This window comes from Kitasatospora sp. NPDC057198, from assembly GCF_042670125.1.
Lineage (GTDB): Bacteria > Actinomycetota > Actinomycetes > Streptomycetales > Streptomycetaceae > Kitasatospora.
Window position 1 is genome coordinate 1 of sequence record NZ_JBHUWH010000114.1, and the last position, 19009, is coordinate 19009.

General features: G+C 75.9%; 19 protein-coding genes. 7 read left to right on the forward strand and 12 right to left on the reverse strand.

All coding sequences use genetic code 11. From position 1 onward, the window contains the following. Positions 1-153 precede the first annotated feature (153 nt). Positions 154-1392 carry an MFS transporter gene (locus tag ACFUEL_RS15625; RefSeq protein ID WP_380236770.1) on the forward strand — a complete coding sequence of 413 codons (1239 nt, stop codon included), beginning with the start codon at positions 154-156 and terminating at the stop codon, positions 1390-1392. On the opposite strand, the gene ACFUEL_RS15630 is transcribed toward ACFUEL_RS15625, so the two are convergent. Further along, positions 1373-1864: a GNAT family N-acetyltransferase gene (locus tag ACFUEL_RS15630; protein ID WP_380236771.1), complete on the reverse strand. Its 492-nt coding sequence runs from the start codon at positions 1862-1864 to the stop codon at positions 1373-1375. The two genes, ACFUEL_RS15625 and ACFUEL_RS15630, sit on opposite strands and share 20 nt — an antisense overlap. 212 nt (positions 1865-2076) lie before the next feature. Here ACFUEL_RS15630 and ACFUEL_RS15635 point away from each other — a divergent pair, with 212 nt between their 5' ends. Continuing rightward, complete coding sequence (locus ACFUEL_RS15635) at positions 2077-2472, forward strand: hypothetical protein (protein WP_380236772.1); 396 nt, start codon at positions 2077-2079, stop codon at positions 2470-2472. A 77-nt stretch (positions 2473-2549) separates the two neighbouring features. Here ACFUEL_RS15635 and ACFUEL_RS15640 read toward each other — a convergent pair whose 3' ends face one another. Beyond that, complete coding sequence (locus ACFUEL_RS15640) at positions 2550-3416, reverse strand: 3-hydroxybutyryl-CoA dehydrogenase (RefSeq protein WP_380236773.1); 867 nt, start codon at positions 3414-3416, stop codon at positions 2550-2552. A 242-nt stretch (positions 3417-3658) separates the two neighbouring features. On the opposite strand from ACFUEL_RS15640, the gene ACFUEL_RS15645 reads away from it, so the two are divergent. Continuing rightward, complete coding sequence (locus ACFUEL_RS15645) at positions 3659-4477, forward strand: SDR family NAD(P)-dependent oxidoreductase (protein WP_380236774.1); 819 nt, start codon at positions 3659-3661, stop codon at positions 4475-4477. A 71-nt stretch (positions 4478-4548) separates the two neighbouring features. Here ACFUEL_RS15645 and ACFUEL_RS15650 read toward each other — a convergent pair whose 3' ends face one another. From ACFUEL_RS15650 to ACFUEL_RS15660, 3 genes are all read right to left on the reverse strand, one after another. Then, entirely contained in the window at positions 4549-5544 is a 996-nt protein-coding gene (locus ACFUEL_RS15650; protein ID WP_380236788.1) for a ketopantoate reductase family protein, read from the reverse strand. A 31-nt stretch (positions 5545-5575) separates the two neighbouring features. Continuing rightward, entirely contained in the window at positions 5576-6433 is an 858-nt protein-coding gene (locus ACFUEL_RS15655; protein WP_380236775.1) for a polysaccharide deacetylase family protein, read from the reverse strand. Between the two features lie 156 nt (positions 6434-6589). After that, the gene (locus ACFUEL_RS15660; RefSeq protein ID WP_380236776.1) at positions 6590-7486 is read right to left on the reverse strand and encodes a DMT family transporter; all 897 of its coding nucleotides are present in this window, start codon (positions 7484-7486) and stop codon (positions 6590-6592) included. Between the two features lie 348 nt (positions 7487-7834). On the opposite strand from ACFUEL_RS15660, the gene ACFUEL_RS15665 reads away from it, so the two are divergent. Beyond that, positions 7835-9205, forward strand: coding sequence for a PLP-dependent aminotransferase family protein (locus ACFUEL_RS15665; RefSeq protein ID WP_380236777.1), 1371 nt, complete (start codon positions 7835-7837; stop codon positions 9203-9205). Between the two features lie 7 nt (positions 9206-9212). Here ACFUEL_RS15665 and ACFUEL_RS15670 read toward each other — a convergent pair whose 3' ends face one another. The 3 genes from ACFUEL_RS15670 to ACFUEL_RS15680 form a co-directional block, all read right to left on the reverse strand. Continuing rightward, a complete protein-coding gene (locus ACFUEL_RS15670) occupies positions 9213-10145 on the reverse strand; it encodes a rhomboid family intramembrane serine protease (RefSeq protein ID WP_380236778.1) in 933 nt (310 codons plus the stop codon). A gap of 126 nt (positions 10146-10271) precedes the next feature. Then, a complete protein-coding gene (locus ACFUEL_RS15675) occupies positions 10272-11258 on the reverse strand; it encodes a hypothetical protein (protein WP_380236779.1) in 987 nt (328 codons plus the stop codon). 89 nt (positions 11259-11347) lie between these two features. Further along, the gene (locus tag ACFUEL_RS15680) at positions 11348-12526 is read right to left on the reverse strand and encodes a methyltransferase (RefSeq protein WP_380236780.1); all 1179 of its coding nucleotides are present in this window, start codon (positions 12524-12526) and stop codon (positions 11348-11350) included. A 66-nt stretch (positions 12527-12592) separates the two neighbouring features. Here ACFUEL_RS15680 and ACFUEL_RS15685 point away from each other — a divergent pair, with 66 nt between their 5' ends. Then, positions 12593-13558 (forward strand): ADP-ribosylglycohydrolase family protein, encoded by a 966-nt coding sequence (locus ACFUEL_RS15685; RefSeq protein WP_380236781.1) that lies wholly within the window; start codon positions 12593-12595, stop codon positions 13556-13558. A gap of 48 nt (positions 13559-13606) precedes the next feature. On the opposite strand, the gene ACFUEL_RS15690 is transcribed toward ACFUEL_RS15685, so the two are convergent. Next, positions 13607-13993: a VOC family protein gene (locus tag ACFUEL_RS15690; RefSeq protein ID WP_380236782.1), complete on the reverse strand. Its 387-nt coding sequence runs from the start codon at positions 13991-13993 to the stop codon at positions 13607-13609. A gap of 63 nt (positions 13994-14056) precedes the next feature. On the opposite strand from ACFUEL_RS15690, the gene ACFUEL_RS15695 reads away from it, so the two are divergent. Then, positions 14057-15025: a helix-turn-helix transcriptional regulator gene (locus ACFUEL_RS15695; protein ID WP_380236783.1), complete on the forward strand. Its 969-nt coding sequence runs from the start codon at positions 14057-14059 to the stop codon at positions 15023-15025. A 42-nt stretch (positions 15026-15067) separates the two neighbouring features. Here ACFUEL_RS15695 and ACFUEL_RS15700 read toward each other — a convergent pair whose 3' ends face one another. Further along, positions 15068-16282 (reverse strand): beta-ketoacyl-[acyl-carrier-protein] synthase family protein, encoded by a 1215-nt coding sequence (locus tag ACFUEL_RS15700; RefSeq protein ID WP_380236784.1) that lies wholly within the window; start codon positions 16280-16282, stop codon positions 15068-15070. 234 nt (positions 16283-16516) lie between these two features. Further along, entirely contained in the window at positions 16517-17254 is a 738-nt protein-coding gene (locus ACFUEL_RS15705; RefSeq protein ID WP_380236785.1) for a MerR family transcriptional regulator, read from the reverse strand. Between the two features lie 80 nt (positions 17255-17334). Between ACFUEL_RS15705 and ACFUEL_RS15710 the strand changes: the two genes are divergently transcribed. Then, entirely contained in the window at positions 17335-18633 is a 1299-nt protein-coding gene (locus ACFUEL_RS15710) for an erythromycin esterase family protein (RefSeq protein WP_380236786.1), read from the forward strand. A 6-nt stretch (positions 18634-18639) separates the two neighbouring features. Here the strand turns inward: ACFUEL_RS15710 and ACFUEL_RS15715 are convergent. Next, positions 18640-19009: hypothetical protein (locus tag ACFUEL_RS15715; RefSeq protein WP_380236787.1), on the reverse strand; the 370-nt coding region annotated here is incomplete at its 5' end.

The following is a 19009-nucleotide window of genomic DNA, read 5'->3' on the forward strand; positions in this document are numbered from 1 at the left end:
GTGCTGCCCGGGTGGGTGCGCACGGCGGCCACCATGCCGGAACGGGGCCGGCGGGGGAGGGCCGGGGGGCTTTGCGCGGCCCGGCCGGGAGCTGCTAGGTTCTCGATGTCAGCCTTCGAACGCGCCCCCGCGGCAGCGTCGGAGGCTTTTTTCATGACTGGTCACGGATATCTGGCGCTGCTGCGGCAGCGGGAGTTCGCGGGGCTGTACGCAGGTTCCACGCTGCTGGCGGGGGCCGGGACGCTGTCCGGGTTCGCGCTGGGCGTGCTGGTGCAGGCGCGCACGGGGTCGCCGTTCCTGACGGCGGTGAGCATGTACGGGTCGTCGTTCGCGGCGGTGCTGGGCGCGCTGACGCTGATGTCGCTCGCGGACGGGGAGCGGCCGCGCCGGACGCTGGTGGCGCTGTACCTGCTGGCGCTGGCGGCGACCTCGGCGCAGGCGGTGCCGGGGCTGCCGCTGGCGGCGCGGTTCGGGCTGCTGCTGGCGGTCGGGTTCTTCCAGGCGCTCGGCACGGGCACCCGGATGGGCCTGCTGGCGGAGATCGTGCCGCCGGAGGGCTACGCGCTCGCCCGGTCGCTGATGAACGTCACCGCGGGCGGGGCGGCGGTGCTCGGCTTTGCACTCGGCGGGGCGCTGCTGACGCTGCTGACGCCGTACCAACTGATGGGCGCGGCCGCGGTGTTGACGGCGCTGGCGACGGCGGTGGTGGCGGCGACGGTCCGCGAGCGGTCGGTGCGGCCGCCGCGCCGGCCCGGACTGCGGGAGACCTGGCGGGGCAACGCCGAACTGCTGGGCCGGCCGGGCCGGCGGGCGCTGCTGCTGAACCTGTGGGTGCCCAACGGGCTGGTGGTGGGCTGCGAGGCGCTGTTCCTGCCGTACGCGCCGGACGCGGCCGGGACGCTGCTGGCGGCGAGCTCGGCCGGGATGCTGGCGGGCGACCTGCTGGTGGGGCGGCTGCTGGACGCGGCCCGGCGGGCCCGGCTGGCGTTCGGGCTGCGGCTGCTGCTGGCGGCGCCGTTCCTGCTGCTGGCGGCCCGGCCGCCGGTGTGGGCGGCGGCGCTGGCGGTGGGCGTGGCGGGCGTCGGGTTCGCGGCGACGCTGCCGTTGCAGGAGCGGCTGCTGGCGCTGACGCCCGACGCCGCCCGCGGGCAGGTGCAGGGCGTGGAGTCGGCGGGCCGGATCGCCGGGCAGGGCGTGGGCGCGGCGCTGGCGGGCGCGCTGGCGCAGTGGGTGGAGGTGCGCTGGGCGATCGGGGCGCTGGCCGGGGTGTCGCTGCTGGTGACCGCCGCCTCCCGGCCGGCGGTGCGGCGGGAGGGGCGGGCGGCGGCACGGGCGGCGGGGGCGGTGGGGACGCCGGGGGCCTCGGAGGCGGCTACAGCGGGCGGTGCATGACGTACAGGTCGACGTAGCCGAGGCGGGGGTGGTGGAAGCCCTCGGGGACGGTGCCGACGACGGCGAAGCCCAGCGAGCGGTAGAGGCCGACGGCGGGGGCGTTGGCGGCCACCACGGCGTTGAACTGCATGGCGCGGAAGCCCCGTTCGCGGGCCCAGCGCAGGGCCTCCTCGCACAGGGCGCGGCCGGTGCCGCGCCCGGCGTGCTCCGGGTCGACCATGAAGCTGGCGCTGGCGACGTGGGAGCCGCCGCCCGCCTGGTTGCGGTTCATCTTGGCGGTGCCGAGGACGCTGCCGGTGGCCTCGTCGACGGCGACCACGGTGCGGTCGGGGGCGGGCAGCATCCACCAGCCGCGGGCCTCGTCGGCGGTCAGGTCCACCGGGTAGGTGAAGGTCTCGCCGGCGGCGACGATGCGGTGGAAGAACGGCCAGACGGCGGCCCAGTCCCCGGGGGTGGCTTCGCGGATCTCCATTCGGTCCAGCATGGGCGCCGCCGGGCCCGACGGCCACTTGTTTTCCCGGCGCGGGCGCGGGCCCCTCCCCGGCGGCGGGGCGCGGCTCCTTCGCTGACGTACCGTCAACACACTTGCTGCGCACGGTTATTACGGATCGGACACATTCCGGACGGGCGGCCCCGGCGGCTCGTAGCGTCGGCCACGACCCGTGTCCGGCCCGAGGGGAGACCATGCGCACCCGAGCGATCGCCACCGCCCTCCTGGTCGCCGCGCTGGCCCTGGCGGCGGCGGGCTGCGACCAGGACGACGGGAGCCGGACCGCGGGCGCGGAGGACACCGGGCGGGCCGCGTTCGGCGACGTCGAACTGACCTCCTGCCAGGTGGACGACGAACTGAGCTGGCCCTCCGCCACCGTCCGGATCACCAACCACACCGCCACCACCAGCAACTACGTGGTGCAGATCGCCTTCGAGGACGGCGCGGGCCGCCAGGTCACCGAGGGCGTCGCCGCCGCCAGCGCCCTCCCGCCCGGCCAGGACGCCCTCGAGCACGCCCAGGGCACCGCCGACCCGCACGGCCCGGTCAGCTGCCGGATCGCCGACATCGCCCGCTACGCCAGCCCCTGAACCGCCGCGCGGGCGCGCCGCCGACCGCTCGCGTCACGAAGTCGGAGCGGTCGGCGCAGGGAGCCGCCGGGGGTGGGTCAGGAGGCGGTGTAGTCGTAGAAGCCGCGGCCGGACTTGCGGCCCAGCAGGCCCGCGTCGACCATCCGGGACAGCAGCGGCGGGGCCGCGTACAGCGGTTCCTTGTACTCGTCGTACATCGACTCGGCGATCGAGACGATGGTGTCCAGGCCGATCAGGTCGCACAGCCGCAGCGGGCCCATCGGGTGGGCGCAGCCGGCCTCCATGCCCTTGTCGATGTCGGCGGCGGTGGCGACACCGGACTCGAACATCCGGACGGCGGAGAGCAGGTAGGGGACGAGCAGGGCGTTGACCACGAAGCCGGCCCGGTCGCGGGCGCGGATCGGCTCCTTGCCGAGGACCTCGACGGCGAACTGCTCGGCGCGGGTGGTGGTCTCGGCGGAGGTGGTCAGGGTCGGGATGACCTCGACCAGCTTCTGCACCGGCGCCGGGTTGAAGAAGTGCAGGCCGATCACCTGCTCGGGACGGCCGGTCGCGGCGGCCAGCTTCACGATCGGGATGGAGGAGGTGTTGGAGGCCAGGATCGCGTCCCGGCGGGTCACCACCTGGTCGAGGGTCTGGAAGATCTTGACCTTGACGTCCTCGCGCTCGGCGACCGCCTCGACCACCAGGTCCCGGTCGTGGAAGTCGGCGAGCTCGGTGGTGAACGCCAGCCGGGCCAGCGCCGCGTCCCGGTCCTGCTCGGAGAGCTTGCCGCGCCGCACCGCGGTCTCCAGCGAGTTGGTCAGCCGGGTGCGCCCCAGCTCGAGGGCCTCGCCGCCGGCCTCGGAGACCAGCACCTCCAGGCCGGCCCGGGCGAAGACCTCGGCGATGCCCGACCCCATGAGGCCGCAGCCGACTACTCCGACGCGCGCGATGTCACTCACTCAAATGCCCTTCGGGACGGAGCCGGGGATCACCCGGCCGGGGGTGTGGCGGGCGCCGTGGCCCGCCCGCAAGACGGTACTACCTGCCTTAACGCCCGTTCACATCGGTGCGTGCCGGCGGCGGCGGCGCGCCGGGCGCTGGGCCGAACGGGTGGGCGTCGACGGTGCGCCGCGCGCGCTCCCCCGCGCGCCCCCCGGCGGGGACCACAATGCGGAGGTCCAGCCGGAGGAGGGAGCAGGACATGGGGACGGGATCACTCACCGGACAGGTCGGACTGGTCACGGGGGCGGGACGCGGCATCGGCCGCGAGATCGCCGTCGGGCTGGCCGCCGAAGGCATGGCCGTCGGCCTGATCGGCCGCACCCACGACAAGCTGACCGCCACCCTCAAGGAGTGCGTGCGGCACGGCGCCCGCGGCGTCGCCGTCACCGCCGACGTCACCCGCCCCGGCGCCGTCCGGGAGGCCGTCCGCTCGATCGAGCGCGACCTCGGCCCCGTCGACCTGCTGGTCAACAACGCCGGACAGGTCGACCGCGCCGAGGTGCCGATCTGGGAGACCGACCCCGCCCAGTGGTGGCAGGTCGTCGAGACCAACCTGCGCGGCCCCTACAACCTGCTGCGCAACGTCCTGCCCGGCATGGTCCAGCGCCGCCGCGGCCGGGTCGTCAACCTCAACAGCGGTTTCGCGCTGCGCCCCGACGGCCACTACACCGCCTACGCCACCTCCAAGGGCGCGCTGCTCCAGCTCTCCGACAACATCGCCGACTCGGTCGGCAGGCACGGCGTCGTCGTGCTCGACATCAGCCCCGGCGCGGTCGCCACCGAGATGACCGCCGGCATGGAGATGTTCCGCGACATGAAGGCGTGGGGCTCCATCCCCTACATGGTCGCCGTCACCGTCGACGCCGCCCGCGGCCGCTTCGACGGGCTGCACGGCCGCTTCCTGCACGCCGGGCGCGACAACCTCGAGACCCTGGTGGCCTCCGCCTCCGCCATCCGCTCCACCGACGCCCGCACCCTGCGGCTGCGCCCGTACGGGCCGGACGACCCGTTGGCGTGACGGCCCGTTCGTGACGCTCGTTCGGGGGCGGTGTGCGGCCCGCTCGGGGGCGTCCGCTCGGGGAGGCCCGCTCAGGTGTCGAGCAGGGCGGCCAGGTCGGCGTCCGGGAGGGAGCCGGCCGGGCGGCCCTCGCGGGCGAAGGCGGCGGCCAGGCGCTGGAAGGCCGCGTTGAGCGGCACCGGCACCCCGTGCAGGCGGCCCAGCAGGACGACCTCGCCGTTCAGGTGGTCCGCCTCGATGTCGCCGGTGCCGCGCACCAGCGACTGCCAGGACGAACCGCCGCCGCGCACCGCGCCCGCCAGCGGCACCAGCGTCACCCGGTCGCCGCGCCGGGCCCGCTGCTCCTCCTCGGACGGGTAGGTGATCCCGGCGGCCGCCAGCACCGCCTCGCCCTCCGCCCGCAGCGCGCGCCACGCCCGCATCCGCAGCTCGCCGTCGATCGGACCGGCCACCGCCTCCAGCGCGTTGCCCAGGTTGCTCAGCAGCTTCGCGTACTTCCAGGCCATCACGTCCGGGGTGGCGTACCCGTCGAAGTGCGAGTCCGCCAGGTCGGCGGCGATCCGGGCGGCCACCCCGTCCGTGCCGTGCGGGTAGCGGCCCAGGTGCAGCACGCCCGAGCGGGGCGAGCCCGCCGCCGAGACCGCGCCCGGTTCCAGGTGGGTGGAGGGCAGCCACACGCACATCCCGTACACCCGGGCGAAGCGGCGCAGCGCCAGCCGCTCGTTCTCCACGCCGTTCTGCGCGCACACCAGCGGCAGCCGCTCGCCCGCCGTCCCGCCGCCGGCGACCGGGCGGGGCGCCCACCGCTCGAGCAGCGCCGCCGAGTGCTGGGTCTTCACCGCCAGCACCAGCACGTCCTCCGGGGTCAGTTCGACCTCCTCCGGGCCGCCGACCGCCGGGACCGGCAGCAGGTGGGTGCCGTCCGGGACGGTCAGCCGCAGGCCGTCGGCGCGCAGCGCCGCCAGGTGCGGGCCGCGGGCGACCAGCAGGACGTCGCGGCCGCTCTGGTGGAGCCGACCGCCGATGGTGCCGCCGACCGCGCCGGCGCCCAGGATGATGTAGCGCATGGGGACGAGCATGCCACGGCAGGAACCTTGCTCAGGCGCAGAGTTCGGAAGCCGTCACCGCGTGCAGGCCCTGCCCCGCGAGGCCGTCCAGGATGGCCGGCAGCGCCGTCACCGTGCCCGGGTGCCCCATGTGCAAGGCGACCACCGAACCGGCCGCCGCCGCCCTCAGCACCCGGCGGGTCACCGCGTCCGCACCCGGGTCCGCGTAGTCGCGCGGATCGACGTCGAAGGACAGCACATGCGCGTAACCGACCTGCTGCGCCTGTTCCTTGACCATCGCGTTGGCGTACTGCGCGGCCGACGGCCGGAACCAGCGGCCGATCGAACCGGTCAGGCGCTCCAGGCGCTGCGCGCACTGGGCTATCTCCTCGCGGGCCTGCTCCGGGCCCATCGAGCAGATGTCCAGGTGGTTCTGGGTGTGGTTGCCCAACTCGTGGCCGCCGGACAGGATCCGCTGCGCGATCTGCGGCTGCTCGTCCAGCCAGCTGCCCACCGCCAGCACGGTCAGCCGGGCACCGCGCTGCTCGGCGGCCTCCAGCAGCGCGGTGGCGATCGCCGGGTCGCCCTGGCCGTGGAAGGTCAGCGCCAGCTGCGGCCTGCTGTGCGGCCCGGTCACCACCTCCTGCGGGGTGTCCGGGGCCAGCGGGGGCAGCGCGAACGGGGTCGCGGACGGGGAGGGGGACGGGGACGGCGGGGCGCTCGGGCTCGGGCTCGGGCTCGGGCTCGGCGGCTCGGTCAGGTGCGCGGGCTGCGGCCGGGCCGCCACCGAGGGGCCGTTCGCACCGCGGCTGTCGGAGGGGCCGCCGCACGCGGCGACGAGGCCGCCGGCGGCGGTCAACGCGGCCAGGCGGGAGGCGGAACGCAGAACACTGCGGCGGTCGACTGTCATCGCGGCCCAGCCTAAGCGGATGTTTCGGCGGGGTGGCAACGGCTGCGGCCCGGACGAGTGGCCGCCCGGCGCGAGGGTGACGGTGCGTGAGGGTGACGGTGCGTGGGGGAGGTGGTGCGTGCGGGAGGCGGTGCGTGCGGGAGGTGGGCCGGATGGCTAGGCGGTGGGGGCTGGAGCCGGGGCGGGGGCCGGGGTGGTGGGGGCGGTGGCGCCGAAGAGGAGGGCGGCGGTGACCAGGGCGGCACCCAGGAGTTGCGGCGGGGTGGGGGCGGTGGCGGTCAGCAGCGCGCCGGAGAAGGTCGCGGTGAGCGGGATCAGGCCGCCGAACAGGCCCGCCCGGTCGGCGGGCAGCACGGTCAGCGCCGAGTACCAGAGCAGGAACGCGCCGCAGGTCAGCACCGGGCCGAGGTAGAGCAGGGCGAGCAGTTCCCCGCCGGTGGGCGCGCGCAGCGCGGACGGCGAGAGGGCGGCCGTCACGGCGAACAGCGGCACCGCCAGCAGCGTGGTGTACGCCGAGACCCGGACCGGGCCGAGCCGCGGCAGCAGCGGGACGGCCAGCAGCGAGAAGGCCGCCTCGCACAGCAGGGTGCCGGTCGCCAGCAGCAGGCCGAGCGCGTCGCCGTGGCCGAAGCCCTGGGTGAGCGCGGCGCCGCACACCACCAGGGCGGCCGCCACCAGCAGCCGGGCCGCCGGCCGGCGCCGGGCCAGCAGCGGGCCGGCCACGCCCAGCAGCAGCGGGGTGCAGCCGACCACGCTGCCGACCACCGCCGGGTCGGTGTGCCGCAGCGCGGCGACCAGCAGCAGGTTGAACCCGAACAGGCCGGTGGCGGACAGGGCCAGCAGCAGGAGCAGTTCACGGCCGGTCAGGCGGTGCGCGAGCCGCGGCCGGCGGCGGGCCAGCGGCAGCAGGATCACCGAGGCCAGGGCGTAGCGCAGGGTCTGGCCGCCGGCCACCGGGAAGGAGGAGAAGGCGGCGGTGACGCCGGTGGAGGCGCCGAGCAGGGACATCGCGGCGGCGGCGCGGCCGGAGCCGGCGGGGGTGGTGGGTGCCATGGGAGCCACGCTAGGAGGGGGGTGGTTCGGTTTCCAGGGCCACTTGGGGGGTGCTGGAGCGGACCAATCGAGTAGCTTGGGGAGTGCTCGGGGAACGGCGAGAGCCCCACCAGCGGCTCGGGAGAGCACCGACAGGGGCTCGGGGAACGGCGAGGCCGTGGCTGCTGCGGGTTCACTGCCGTTGCGTGCATCGGCTTTTGGTTCTGTTTACGGCACGCAGCAGCACGAACCTTCGATGGGCTCCGGCCACCAGCAGCACGGACCCGCCGTTCCCCGGGCCCCTGGTGGTGCATGCTCGTCTGCCGACAGTTCCCCGGGCCCCTTGTGCGGAAGGAAGTGAAGCCTCGGATGCGGGAGTTGCTGATCACGCTGGGGGAGGGCGGCGGGGAGCTGGCCGGGCGGCTGACCCGGGAGTTGCGGGCGGCGGTGCGGGACGGGCGGCTGGTCGCCGGGGCGCGGCTGCCCGCGAGCCGGGCGCTGGCCGCCCAACTGGGCGTCTCGCGCGGGGTGGTGGTCGAGGCGTACGAGCAACTCGCCGCCGAGGGCTACCTGGTGGGGCGGCAGGGTTCGGGGACCAGGGTCGCGGACGGGGTGGCGGCCGAGCTGCCGCAGGCGGACGTCCGGGCGGTGGCGGCCGAGCCGCGGTACGACCTGAAGCCGGGCTCGCCCGACCTGGGGGTGTTTCCGCGGGCGGCCTGGTCGGGGGCGGTGCGGCGGGCGCTGCAGGGGGCCGCGAACCGGGACCTGGGGTACGGCGATCCGGCCGGACTGCCGCAGCTGCGGCGGGAGTTGGCGGCGTACCTGGGCCGGGTGCGGGCGGTGGCCGCGCGGCCGGAGCGGGTGGCGGTGGTCAGCGGGGTCGGGCAGGGGCTGGCGCTGCTGGCCGGGGTGCTGGCCCGGCGGGGGTGCGCCCGGATCGCGCTGGAGGACCCGGGCTCGCCCGGGACGCTGGAGCTGCTGCGCGCCCACGGCGTCGCTCCGGTGGGCGTGCCCGTCGACCAGGAGGGCCTGGTGGTAAGGGAGTTGGCGGCGAGCGGGGCGGACGCGGTGCTGGTCACGCCCGCCCACCAGTACCCGACCGGGGTCGCGCTGTCGGCCCGCCGCCGCGGTGAACTCGCCGCCTGGGCACGGGCCGGCGGGCTGGTGGTGGAGGACGACTACGACGCCGAGTTCCGCTACGACCGCGAACCGCTGGGCGCCGTCCAGGGGTTGGCGCCCGAGCGGACGGTCTACCTGGGCTCGCTCAGCAAGACGCTGGCGCCCGGACTGCGGCTAGGCTGGGCGGTGCTGCCCGCCTGGCTGGCCGAGGACTTCCGGGAGGCCAAGCGGTACGCCGACCTCGGCACCGGCGCGATCGACCAACTCGCCTTCGCCGCACTGCTGGAGGGCGGCGGCTACGACCGCCACCTGCGCGCCGTCCGCCCCCGCTACCGGGCCCGCCGCGACGCGCTGGTCGCCGCCCTGGGCGAGCACCTGCCGCAGGCCGGGCTGCGCGGCGTCGCCGCCGGGCTGCACCTGTACGCCGAACTGCCGTCCGGTGCGGGCGAGTCGGAGCTGGTGGCGGCGGCGCTGCGGCGCGGGGTGCGGGTCGCGCCGGTCGCGCCGGGGCGGCTGGCGCCCGGACCGGCGGCCGTCGCGCTCGGGTACGCGGCGACGGCCGAGCAGCGGCTGCGCGAGGCGGCGGCGCTGCTCGGCGCGGCGTACCGGGAGGTGTCCTGACGGAGCGTCAGGAGAAGGGCGTGACCTGGTCGGTGGCGATCACTATCACCACGGCCACCACGGCGAGCACCGCCACCAGGTTGATGGACTGGACGAGGCCGCGCTGCTGCTTCGGCGCGTAACCGAGGGCGGCGCCGGCGGCCAGGCCGGTGAGCAGGCCGCCCAGGTGGCCCTGCCAGGAGGCGAAGCCCGCCGAGAGCACCATCCACAGCACCAGGGTGGTCATCATCTGGTTGCCGCCGAGCGGGTCGTAGCCCTGGCGGCGGCTGAGCACCCAGTACCCGCCGGCCAGACCGAAGATCGCGCCGGAGGCGCCCACCGCGAGGTCGTGCGGGGCCATCCAGTAGATCAGGGCGGAGGAGCCCAGCGCGGACAGCAGGTACAGCGCGAGGAAGCGCAGCACGCCGAGCCGGTCCTCGACCACCCGGCCCAGGCTCCACAGCCAGTACAGGTTGAACACGACGTGCAGGATGCCCATCGGCCACTGGGTCGGTCCCAGGTGCAGGAAAGCACCGGTGATCAGCCGCTCCCACTCACCGTGCGCGATGCCCGACAGGTGCGGCACGTACGTGTACGGGTCGTAGTCCGCGGGCGGCGGCAGGACGCGCGAGCCCAGCACCGCGAAGCGGTTCTCCGTCTCCGGCCGGACCAGCTCCACCAGGTACGCGGCCACGTTCAGCGCGATCAGCACGATCGTCGCGTACGGGCGGCTGGTGATCCGGCCGCCGAACGCCGTTCGGGCCCGGCGGACGCTCTGGTGGCCGGACTTGACGCACTCCACGCACTGGTAGCCGACCGCCGCCTCGCGCCGGCAGTCCGGGCAGACGTTGCGGTCGCAGCGCGTGCAGCGGACGTACGACTCCCGGTCGGCGTGCCGGAAGCAGGTCGGCGACGGCGGCTCGGGAGTCGGGGCTCCCGGGGCGGGATGCGTGGCGGCCATGAAACGGGTCCTCCCCTGGGCGGTGGTGCTCGGCCGCGGGGGTCTCCACGGCGGTCTTCCACGGCGAAACGGCGCTCACCCTAGAGCACGGCGGGGACAGTGCGTACACCAGGGAGGGGTGCTGGTTCAGACCGCCGGGGGCAGTTCGATCACGGCGACGGCGTCCGGGAGGCCGACGGCCAGGCGGGTGCCGTCCGGGCTGAGCGCGGCGACGGGGGAGGGGATGTGGTTGACGCCGTAGCACCCGCCCTTCTCCGGGAGTTCGTACTCGGGCCACTCGGCGACCAGGGCGCCGGTCGCGGCGTCCAGCAGTCGCGGGTGGCCGTCCAGCGCGAGCACCTGGTTGCCGCGGGCCAGCAGGGTGCCGGTGGGGCGCTCCAGCGGGCTGCGGTGCAGCCAGCGGCGCTCCGGGACGGACCACACGCCGAGCTGCGGCGACCCGGGAGGGTGCTCCTGGGCGCTGTCGGCCACCGCGATCCGCTCCGCGTCCAGCCAGCAGGCCGCGGTGGCCTCCTCGTCCAGGCCGACGCGCGGGGCGAACAGGGAGGCGGTGTCCAGCACGGTCGGGTCGGCGAGTGCGGCGGTGAGGTCGTGCACGCCCGCCACGCCGAACGGCGCCCAGACCCAGCCCGAGGTCAGCAGGTGCCGGCCGTCCGGGCTGATCTCGGGGCGGCTGTGGAAGACGTCGTCGGGCTCGCGGGGGCCGGTGGTGAGGCGCTCGCCCGTCACCAGGTCCTCGACCTGGAGTTCGTTGTACTCCTCGGGGCAGTGGACCAGGACCTCCCGGCCGTCCGGCAGCCGGCCCAGCCCCAGCGGGTAGTCGTAGGCATCCGCGCAGTAGTAGCTGCGGTTGATCTCGCGCAGCAGCCGCAGCTCCCCGATCTCCACCAGCAGCCCCTTGGTACCGCGTTCGGTCCAGATCGCCGCGTACCGGCCGGACGGGGAGAGCGCCGCCCGGTCGAACGGGAAGCCGCCCCAGGTGGTCAGGCTCGGCTGCCCGGCTCCGTCCGGGGCCCAGCGGCGGCCGCCGCCCACCAGGTCGACCAGGTCGTCCCCGCACCAGAGCAGCGACTGCACGCCGCCCGGGGCCGCGATCGTCCGTACCGCCGTCATCCGCTCGTTCCTCTTCCGTCGATGGTGGCGGGAGGCTACCGGGCGGGGACGGGTGAGGGCACCGGGTTTACCGGTGGACGGTACGGGGTTCAGCGGCGGACGGCGCTGAGGACCGTGAACTTCGGACTGCCCGCCACCGTACGGCAGTTGCCGAACAGGCGGCGCAGCGTGACGTGGTAGCCGAGGTGCCGGTTGCCGACCACCCGCAGCTCGCCGCCCGGGCGCAGGACGCGGCGGGCGCCGGTGAACATCCGCCGGGCGACGGCGTCGGTGGTGGCCTGGTGGGAGTGGAACGGCGGGTTGAGCAGGACCAGGTCGGCGGAGGCGGTCGGGACGTCGGCGAGGGCGTCGCCGACCAGGAACTCGGCGGGGCGGTCGGGGCCCAGGTTGGTGCGGAAGGTCTCCTCGGCGGAGGCCACCGCCTGGAACGACTCGTCCACGAAGCGGAGTTCGGCGTCCGGGTCGGCGAGCGCGGCGGCCGTGCCGACGATGCCGTTGCCGCAGCCCAGGTCGACGATCCGGCGCGGGGCGCCGGTCGGCTCGGGCAGGTGCTGGAGGAAGAAGCGGGTGCCGATGTCGAGGCGGTCCGCGCAGAACACGCCCGCCTGGTTGGTGACCTGACGGCCCGACAGGACGCCGATGCCGTCCGGGAGCCGGTAGCGCAGCGGCCACGGGTTGGCCGGGCGGACGAGGCCGGCGTCCGGGTCGGTGTTCGGACCGGCGCTCGGGGCGGTGTGGATCAGGCGGGCCTTGCGGACGGCCAGCGAGGTGCGGGTCGGGCCGAGGATCCGCTCGAAGAGGTTCAGCGTGGAGGTGTGGATCTCGGTGACCATGCCGGTGCCCGCGACCACCGTGCCCCCGTGCACGGCCGGGGCCAGCCGGTGCAGCTGGTCCTCCAGCAGCGCCAGGCTCTTCGGGACGCGCACCAGCAGCACGTCGATCCGCGCGGGCGGGGCGTCCTGGGTGCTGCGGACCGCGACGGCGGCCGGGTCGAGGCCGTTGCGGGCCAGGTTCGCGGCGATCGCCCGGGAGGCCAGGTACGAGTCGGTGACCGCGGTGAGCGCGGACGCCTTCGCCGCGAGCGCGGTGGAGAGCGCGCCCCAGCGGTCGCCGAGGACGGTCACGGCCCCGTCCAGCGGCACCGCCGCCTCGTGCAGGTGCCGTAGCAGGTACTCGTCGGCGGCGTCCCAGGCGCGCAGCTGCTCGCGCGGATCCTCCGGGAACCGGGCCAGCTCGAACTCGCCCCAGGCGGTGGTGAAACAGTTCATCGTGCCCCCAGGCTAGCGGAGGGCGGTGCGGTGACAGACGGTGTCGGTGCGACGGCGGAGGGTGGCATGGGGCGGCGGGAAACGGAGCGACGGGAGCGGGTGGTCGGGGCGGTCCTGGGATCGGCGGTCGGGGACGCCCTCGGCGCGCCCTTCGAGTTCGGACCGGCCGGGGCGTTCGGGGCGCGCTTCCCCGGCCCCGCCGCGATGTGCGGGGGTGGCGGCTGGGAGCCGGGCGAGGCCACCGACGACACCCAGATGGCCGTCCACCTCGGCGAATCGCTGCTCGCCGCCGGCGGGCTCGACCTGCCCGAGATGTTCGAACGGTTCCGCGGGTGGGCGGCCGGCGACCCCAAGGACATCGGCATCCAGACCGAGATCGTGCTCGGCGGCGGACTGCCCTGGGACCTCGCCGCCGCCCTCCACTTCCAGGTCGAGGGCCGGTCCGCCGGGAACGGCGCGCTGATGCGGGCCGTCACCGGGGCGGTGTGGTTCGCGCCGCAGGGGCGCGCGGCGACGATGGCCGCGGCGCGCCGGATCACCGCGCTCACCCACGGCGACGGCGCGGCCTGGGAGGGCACGGCGATCCTCCACGAGCTGTTGCGGGTCGCCCTCGACGGCGGCGACCCGTCGGCGGCGGTGCCGGAGACGCTCGCGCACGTCCGGGAGGAGCACCGGGAACGCTGGGCCCGGGTGCTGGACGCGCACTGGCGGCCGGAGCAGGCGACCGAGGGCAACGGCGCCGTGTGGGCCTGCCTCGGCTCCGCGCTCTGGGCGCTGCGCACCACCGGCGGCTTCCCCGACGCCCTGCGGGCGGTCATCGACCTCGGCGGCGACACCGACACCACGGCCGCCGTCACCGGCGGCCTCGCGGGGGCGGTGTACGGGGCGGGCGCGATCCCGGACGCCTGGCTGGAGCCGCTGCACGTGCCGCTGCCGCCGGGCGAACGGGTGCTGCGGGTGCGGGAGTTGACGGAGCTGGCGGTGCGACTGGACGAGGGCGGGAGGGGAGGGCACGGCGGGGGCGGGTCGTGAGCGGAAACGGGCCCCGCCGTGCGGCGGGGCCCCGTACGGCGGGGGTGCTCAGGCCAGGGTGGTGAGGCAGAACGGGTGGCCGGAGGGGTCGAGCAGGACGCGCCAGCGGTCGGGGGAGGGCTGGGTGTCGGGCTCGGTGGCGCCCAGCTTGAGCATGCGGGCGGTGGCGGCCTCCAGGTCGTCGACGCCGAATTCGAGGTGGGCGCGCTTCTCCTGGGCGGGGTCGGGCCAGGTGGGGCGCCGGTAGTCGGCGATGCGGGAGAAGCCGAGGCCGGGGGCGCCCTCGCGGCCGAGCAGGACGAAGTCCTCGCCGGAGTAGAGCGTCGGCAGGCCGAGGGCCTCGCCGTAGAAGCGGGCGAGTTCGGCCGGGTCGGGGCAGTCGAAGGTGACGGCGACGTAGCGGATCTCGGGCGTGGAGGCGTCGTTGGTGTCCATGGGGACGAGGCTAGTGGCCGACCAGGACAGGTTCGGTCCTGGTCGTGCGGGAGGATTGCGGACGTGCTCACCACGTCGGCGCGCCTGCTGCGCCTGGTCTCGTTGCTGGCCTCGCGGCCGTCCTGGACGTGCGGGGAACTCGCCGAGCGGATGGAGGTCACCGACCGCACGGTGCGCAGGGACGTCGCACGGCTGCGGGAGCTCGGGTACGGGGTGGAGTCCGACCCGGGGCCCTGGGGCGGGTACCGGCTCGGCGGCGGCGCCCGCGCGCTGCCGCTGCTGCTGGACGACGAGGAGGCGCTGGCGGTGGCGGTGGCGCTGCGCGGGGCCGCGTTCAGCGGGGTGCTGGGCAGCGACCAGGCCGCGTTGTCGGCACTGCTGAAGCTGCGGCAGTCGTTGCCGGGGCGGGTCGCGGAGCGGCTCGCCGGGATGGACGCCACCTTCGTGCACGCGCACCGGCCCGGGGACCCGCAGATCGCCCCCGGGACGCTGCTGGAGCTGGCCGGGGCGTGCCGGGGCGGGGAGCGCGTCCGGCTGTCGTACCGCGACGGCCAGGGCCGGGACAGCGTCCGGGAGGTCGACCCGTACCGCCTGGTGCACAACGGGCGGCGCTGGTACTTCGTCGCGCTGGACGTGGCGCGGGGCGAGTGGCGCACCTTCCGGGCGGACCGGGTGGTGCAGGTGCGGGGGACGGGACAGCCGGTGGCGGAGCAGGCCGAGCCGCCCGACCCGGCGCTGCTGGTCGCCCGCAACACCGGGACCGGCCGGTACCCGGTGTACGCGTCGGTGCGCTTCCCGGTTCCGCTGGAGGAGGCGCTGCGGCTGGTCCCGGCCAGCGTCGGCACGCACCGCCCGGACGGGCCCGGGGCCTGCGTGGTCGAGATCGGCGGGCCCGACGCGGAGGGGCTGGCCCGCTACCTGCTGGGGCTGGCCGTCCCGCTGCGGGTGCTGGGCCCGCAGGAGGTGCGGCAGGCGCTGCTGCGCCTCCTGCGGGGCGTCGCGGAGGAGAACGGGGAGGGGGACGGGGAGTGAGCCCCGTCCGTGCGGGTCCGAGTGCGGGGGCGGGTGCGGGGCTCAGGCGGTGGTGAGGACCAGGGCCGCGTTGTGGCCGCCGAAGCCGAAGGAGTTGGTGAGGGCGGCGGCGGTGGGCAGCGGGCCGGAGGCGGTGACGAGGTCGAGGGGGGTGGCGGGGTCGGGGGCGGTGAGGTTGCGGACGGCGGGGGCGTGCTGGTGGTGGAGGGAGTAGGCGGTGGCGAGGGCGGAGAGGGCTCCGGCGGCGCCGAAGAGGTGGCCGGTCATGGACTTGGTGGCGGTGACGGCGGGGCGGTGCGGGCCGAAGACGCGGGTGAGGGTCTCGGCCTCGGTGAGGTCGCCCAGGGGGGTGGAGGTGGCGTGGGCGTGCACCAGGCCGATCGCCTCGGGGGGCAGGCCGGCGTCGGCGAGGGCGCCCCGGACGGCGCGGACCTGGCCGTCCGCGTGGCCGGCGGTGATGTGGTGGGCGTCGGAGGTGACGGCGGCGCCGGCCAGGGTGGCGTAGCGGCGGGCGTGCGGGCGCAGGGTGGCGCGTTCGAGGACGAGCACCGCGGCGCCCTCGGCGATGACGAAGCCGTCGCGTCCGGTGTCGAAGGGGCGGGAGGCGCCGGCCGGGTCGTCGTTGCGCAGGGAGTGGGCGCGGGCCTGGGCGAAGCCGGCCAGCGGGAGGGGGTGCAGGCAGGCTTCGGTGCCGCCGGCGACGACGACGTCGGCCCGGCCGAGGCGGATCAGGTCCACGGCCAGGGCGACGGCCTCGGCGCCCGAGGCGCACGCGCTGACGGGGGTGTGGGCGCCGGCCTTTGCACCGAGGTCGATGGAGACCCAGGCGGCGGGGCCGTTGGCCATCAGCATCGGGACGGTGTGCGGGGAGACCTTGCGGACGCCGGAGCGCTCCAGGACGTCGTCCTGGTCGAGCATGGTCACCGCGCCGCCGGTGCCGGTGCCGATGACCACGGCGAGCCGTTCGCCCTCGACGGCGGGGCGTCCGGCGTCGACCCAGGCTTCGCGGGCGGCGATCAGGGCGAGCTGCTCGCTGCGGTCGAGGCGGCGGGCCTCGATCCGGTCGAGGACGGTGGAGGGTTCGACGGCGAGCTGTCCGGCGATCCGGATCGGCAGCTCGGCGGCCCACGGGCGGTCGAGGGCGCGGATGCCGTTGTGTCCTTCGCACATGGCCCGCCAGGTGGCGGGCGCGGTGCCGCCGAGCGGGGTGGTGGCCCCGAGGCCGGTGATGACCACGGTGTCGTGGGCGGTGCGCATGGTGAGACTCCCGTTGTGAAGGCAGCACAATGATCGGGCTCTCCGGCGGTCGGCCGGATGATCCGATGGGTCTCACTCTGCCAAGGGGAATGGGGGTGGAAGGCTGCCGGGCGCGACCGATTCGTGCCCGGTGGTTTTGTAGGATTCCTACGAGTTTGCCTGAGGGTCAGTCAGGGCATCGGGGTGCGCGCCCGGGACGGCAGGGCGGTGGGTGCGAGCGGTGGGTGCGAGCGGTCAGGCCGGGTCGTCCAGGTGGGCGTCCAGGTAGGCGTGCAGGGCGGCCGAGCCCGCGAGCAGGGCGCGGCCGCGGGCGGTCAGCCGGTTCTGCCAGGCGGTCAGGGTCGGGCGCAGCGCCTCCGGGGAGCCGGCCGTGCGCAGCCGGTCCAGGACCTCGGCGGTGCGGGCCAACCCGTGCCCGCCGCGCCGGAGTTGCTCGGCGAGCAGCAGTTCGCGGACCTGCGCGGGCGCGTACACGCGGTACCCGGTGCGGGCGTCCCGGGACGGGGTGACCAGGCCCGCGCGCTCCCAGGTGCGGAGCGTGGCCGGGCGCAGGCCCAGGCGGTGGGCGAGCGGGCCGATGTGCGTCCCGGCGGCGGGCCGGTCGTCCGTCCGGGCGGCGGGCGGTTCGCCGGCCGGTGGTCCGGCGGGCGGCAGGTGGTCGAGGGCGGTGCGGACCGCCTCCAGGGTGCGGCGGTCCTCCGCGAGCAGGGCGTGCCCCTCGTCGATCAGGCGCAGTGCCTCCGGCAGGTCGTCCGCGTGGACGGCGCACATGATCGCGGTGGCGGCGGGGTGGCCGTGCCCCGGGAGCAGCGCGAGGAACGCCCGCAGCGCGGACGCGTGGCGCTCGCCGTACTGCCGGTAGCCGTGCGCGGAGCGGGCGGCGGGCGGGAGGATGCCCGCCTCCTCGTAGTTGCGCACCGCCTGGGCGGACAGGCCGTGCCGGCGGGCCAGGTCGATCGGGCGCAGCGGCATGGGTTTGAAGCTTTCCTGGTCGATCGCCGGGCAGAGAACGCGAAAGCTTACACCGAGGCTTCAACGATACGTTGGAAGCCATGACCGCCGCCTCGCTCGGGGACGCCGCCCGTCCCTTCTCCGCCGCCGCCCTCGCCGCCCTCGTTCCCGCCGGCACCCGGCTGCTCGCCCTCGGCGAGCCCACCCACGGTGCCGAGGAGTTCCTCGACCTGCGCAACGAACTCTTCCGCCACCTGGTCACCGCGCACGGCTACCGCTCGATCGCGATCGAGAGCGACTGCCTGGCCGCGCGCACCGTCGACGCCTACCTGGACGGCGCGGACGGCGAGTTGGACACCGTGCTGCGGGACGGCTTCGGCCACGGCTTCGGGGCGTACGCCGGGAACCGCGAACTCGTACGCTGGGCCCGGGAGTTCAACGCCTCCGCCGGGGCGGGTGAACGGATCAGGTTCTACGGGGCGGACGGGCCGCTGGAGTACACCGGAGCCGCCGCGCCCGGCCCCGCGCTGCTCCGGCTGCACGACTTCCTGGCCGAACGGCTCCCGGCCGAACCGCTCCCGGCCGAACTTCTCCCCGCCCGCGAGGAGTTGCTCCGCCTGCACGGGCCGGACGCCCGCTGGACCGAACCCGCCGCCGCCCTCGACCCGACCCGCTCGATCGGCCGCACCGAGAGCGCCACCCGACTGCGGCTGCTCGCCGACGAGTTGAACCTCCTGCTGGCCGCCCACCGGCCGCAGTTCGCCGCCACCGACGAGGACGCGCTCTGGCAGGCCGAACTCGACGCCCGCACCGCCACCGGACTGCTCCGCTACCACGCGGCGACCGCCGGGGACGGACCCGACCGGCTCAACTCCCTGATGCGCCAACGGAGTCTGATGATCGCCGACAACGTCGAGGCGATCCTCCGCCGCGAGGCCCGGCGCGGACCGACCCTGCTGTTCGCCCACAACCGGCACCTCCAGCGCGAGGCGGCCCGCATCCCGCTCGGCGAGCACCGGCTCCAGTGGTGGAGCGCCGGATCCCTGCTCGCCTCCCGCCTCGGCGACGGCTACGCCTTCCTCGCCACCGCCTTCGGCCACCGCGCCCCCGACGACCACCCCGCCCCCGACACCCTCGAAGGGCTCCTCGCCACCCTCCCGTCCCCGCGCAGCGTCCTCGACCCGAAGCAACTCGCGGCGGCGGTCGAGGAGTCGGGTGGCGCGAAGGCGCGCGTCCCGGCGGACCACACCTACTTCGGGCTCGACCCGGAGACGCTGGGACTGCTGGACGGGGTGGTGTTCGTCCGCGAGATCGCCCGGCAGCAGGGGCTGTTCGGCGGCGGGGACGGAGGCGGGGACAGCGGCGGGGAGAGCGGCGGGGACGGAGGCGGGGACGCGTGAGCGGTCTCAGCAGAACGTGTCGATGAAGAGCAGCACCCGGCCGTCCGCCGCGGTGAACTCGTACGCCAGGTAGGAGGGCAGGCCGTCGGCGGCGTACCGCGCCCGCGCTTCGAGCCAGGCCCCCGGGCGCTCGGCCGCCGACAGGAAGCGGGGCACCCACCAGTCGGCGGCCTCGTCGTACCGGTCGCCCATCGACATCACGTCCGCCTCGACGGCCAGCCGCTTCGCCCGGCGCGGATCCAGCGGGCCGCGCACGAGCTGCCAGCGGCAGCCGTCGGCGTCGGTGAACCCGCGGGCCGCCACGGGCGGCAGGACGAACGAGCCGCGATCGGCCTCCGGCGGTTCGGCGAGCTCCAGCGGCTCGGCGGCCCCCAGC

What these genes read in the sequence shown, in the direction of transcription:
- ACFUEL_RS15710 (WP_380236786.1), top strand. Translation starts at nt 17,335, where the DNA reads ATGACCGCCGCCTCGCTCGGGGACGCCGCCCGTCCCTTCTCCGCCGCC.
- ACFUEL_RS15700 (WP_380236784.1), bottom strand. Translation starts at nt 16,282, where the DNA reads ATGCGCACCGCCCACGACACCGTGGTCATCACCGGCCTCGGGGCCACC.
- ACFUEL_RS15650 (WP_380236788.1), bottom strand. Translation starts at nt 5,544, where the DNA reads ATGCGCTACATCATCCTGGGCGCCGGCGCGGTCGGCGGCACCATCGGC.
- ACFUEL_RS15675 (WP_380236779.1), bottom strand. Translation starts at nt 11,258, where the DNA reads ATGACGGCGGTACGGACGATCGCGGCCCCGGGCGGCGTGCAGTCGCTG.
- ACFUEL_RS15680 (WP_380236780.1), bottom strand. Translation starts at nt 12,526, where the DNA reads ATGAACTGTTTCACCACCGCCTGGGGCGAGTTCGAGCTGGCCCGGTTC.
- ACFUEL_RS15645 (WP_380236774.1), top strand. Translation starts at nt 3,659, where the DNA reads ATGGGGACGGGATCACTCACCGGACAGGTCGGACTGGTCACGGGGGCG.
- ACFUEL_RS15630 (WP_380236771.1), bottom strand. Translation starts at nt 1,864, where the DNA reads ATGGAGATCCGCGAAGCCACCCCCGGGGACTGGGCCGCCGTCTGGCCG.
- ACFUEL_RS15670 (WP_380236778.1), bottom strand. Translation starts at nt 10,145, where the DNA reads ATGGCCGCCACGCATCCCGCCCCGGGAGCCCCGACTCCCGAGCCGCCG.
- ACFUEL_RS15660 (WP_380236776.1), bottom strand. Translation starts at nt 7,486, where the DNA reads ATGGCACCCACCACCCCCGCCGGCTCCGGCCGCGCCGCCGCCGCGATG.
- ACFUEL_RS15635 (WP_380236772.1), top strand. Translation starts at nt 2,077, where the DNA reads ATGCGCACCCGAGCGATCGCCACCGCCCTCCTGGTCGCCGCGCTGGCC.
- ACFUEL_RS15665 (WP_380236777.1), top strand. Translation starts at nt 7,835, where the DNA reads ATGCGGGAGTTGCTGATCACGCTGGGGGAGGGCGGCGGGGAGCTGGCC.
- ACFUEL_RS15685 (WP_380236781.1), top strand. Translation starts at nt 12,593, where the DNA reads ATGGGGCGGCGGGAAACGGAGCGACGGGAGCGGGTGGTCGGGGCGGTC.
- ACFUEL_RS15705 (WP_380236785.1), bottom strand. Translation starts at nt 17,254, where the DNA reads ATGCCGCTGCGCCCGATCGACCTGGCCCGCCGGCACGGCCTGTCCGCC.
- ACFUEL_RS15625 (WP_380236770.1), top strand. Translation starts at nt 154, where the DNA reads ATGACTGGTCACGGATATCTGGCGCTGCTGCGGCAGCGGGAGTTCGCG.
- ACFUEL_RS15655 (WP_380236775.1), bottom strand. Translation starts at nt 6,433, where the DNA reads ATGACAGTCGACCGCCGCAGTGTTCTGCGTTCCGCCTCCCGCCTGGCC.
- ACFUEL_RS15690 (WP_380236782.1), bottom strand. Translation starts at nt 13,993, where the DNA reads ATGGACACCAACGACGCCTCCACGCCCGAGATCCGCTACGTCGCCGTC.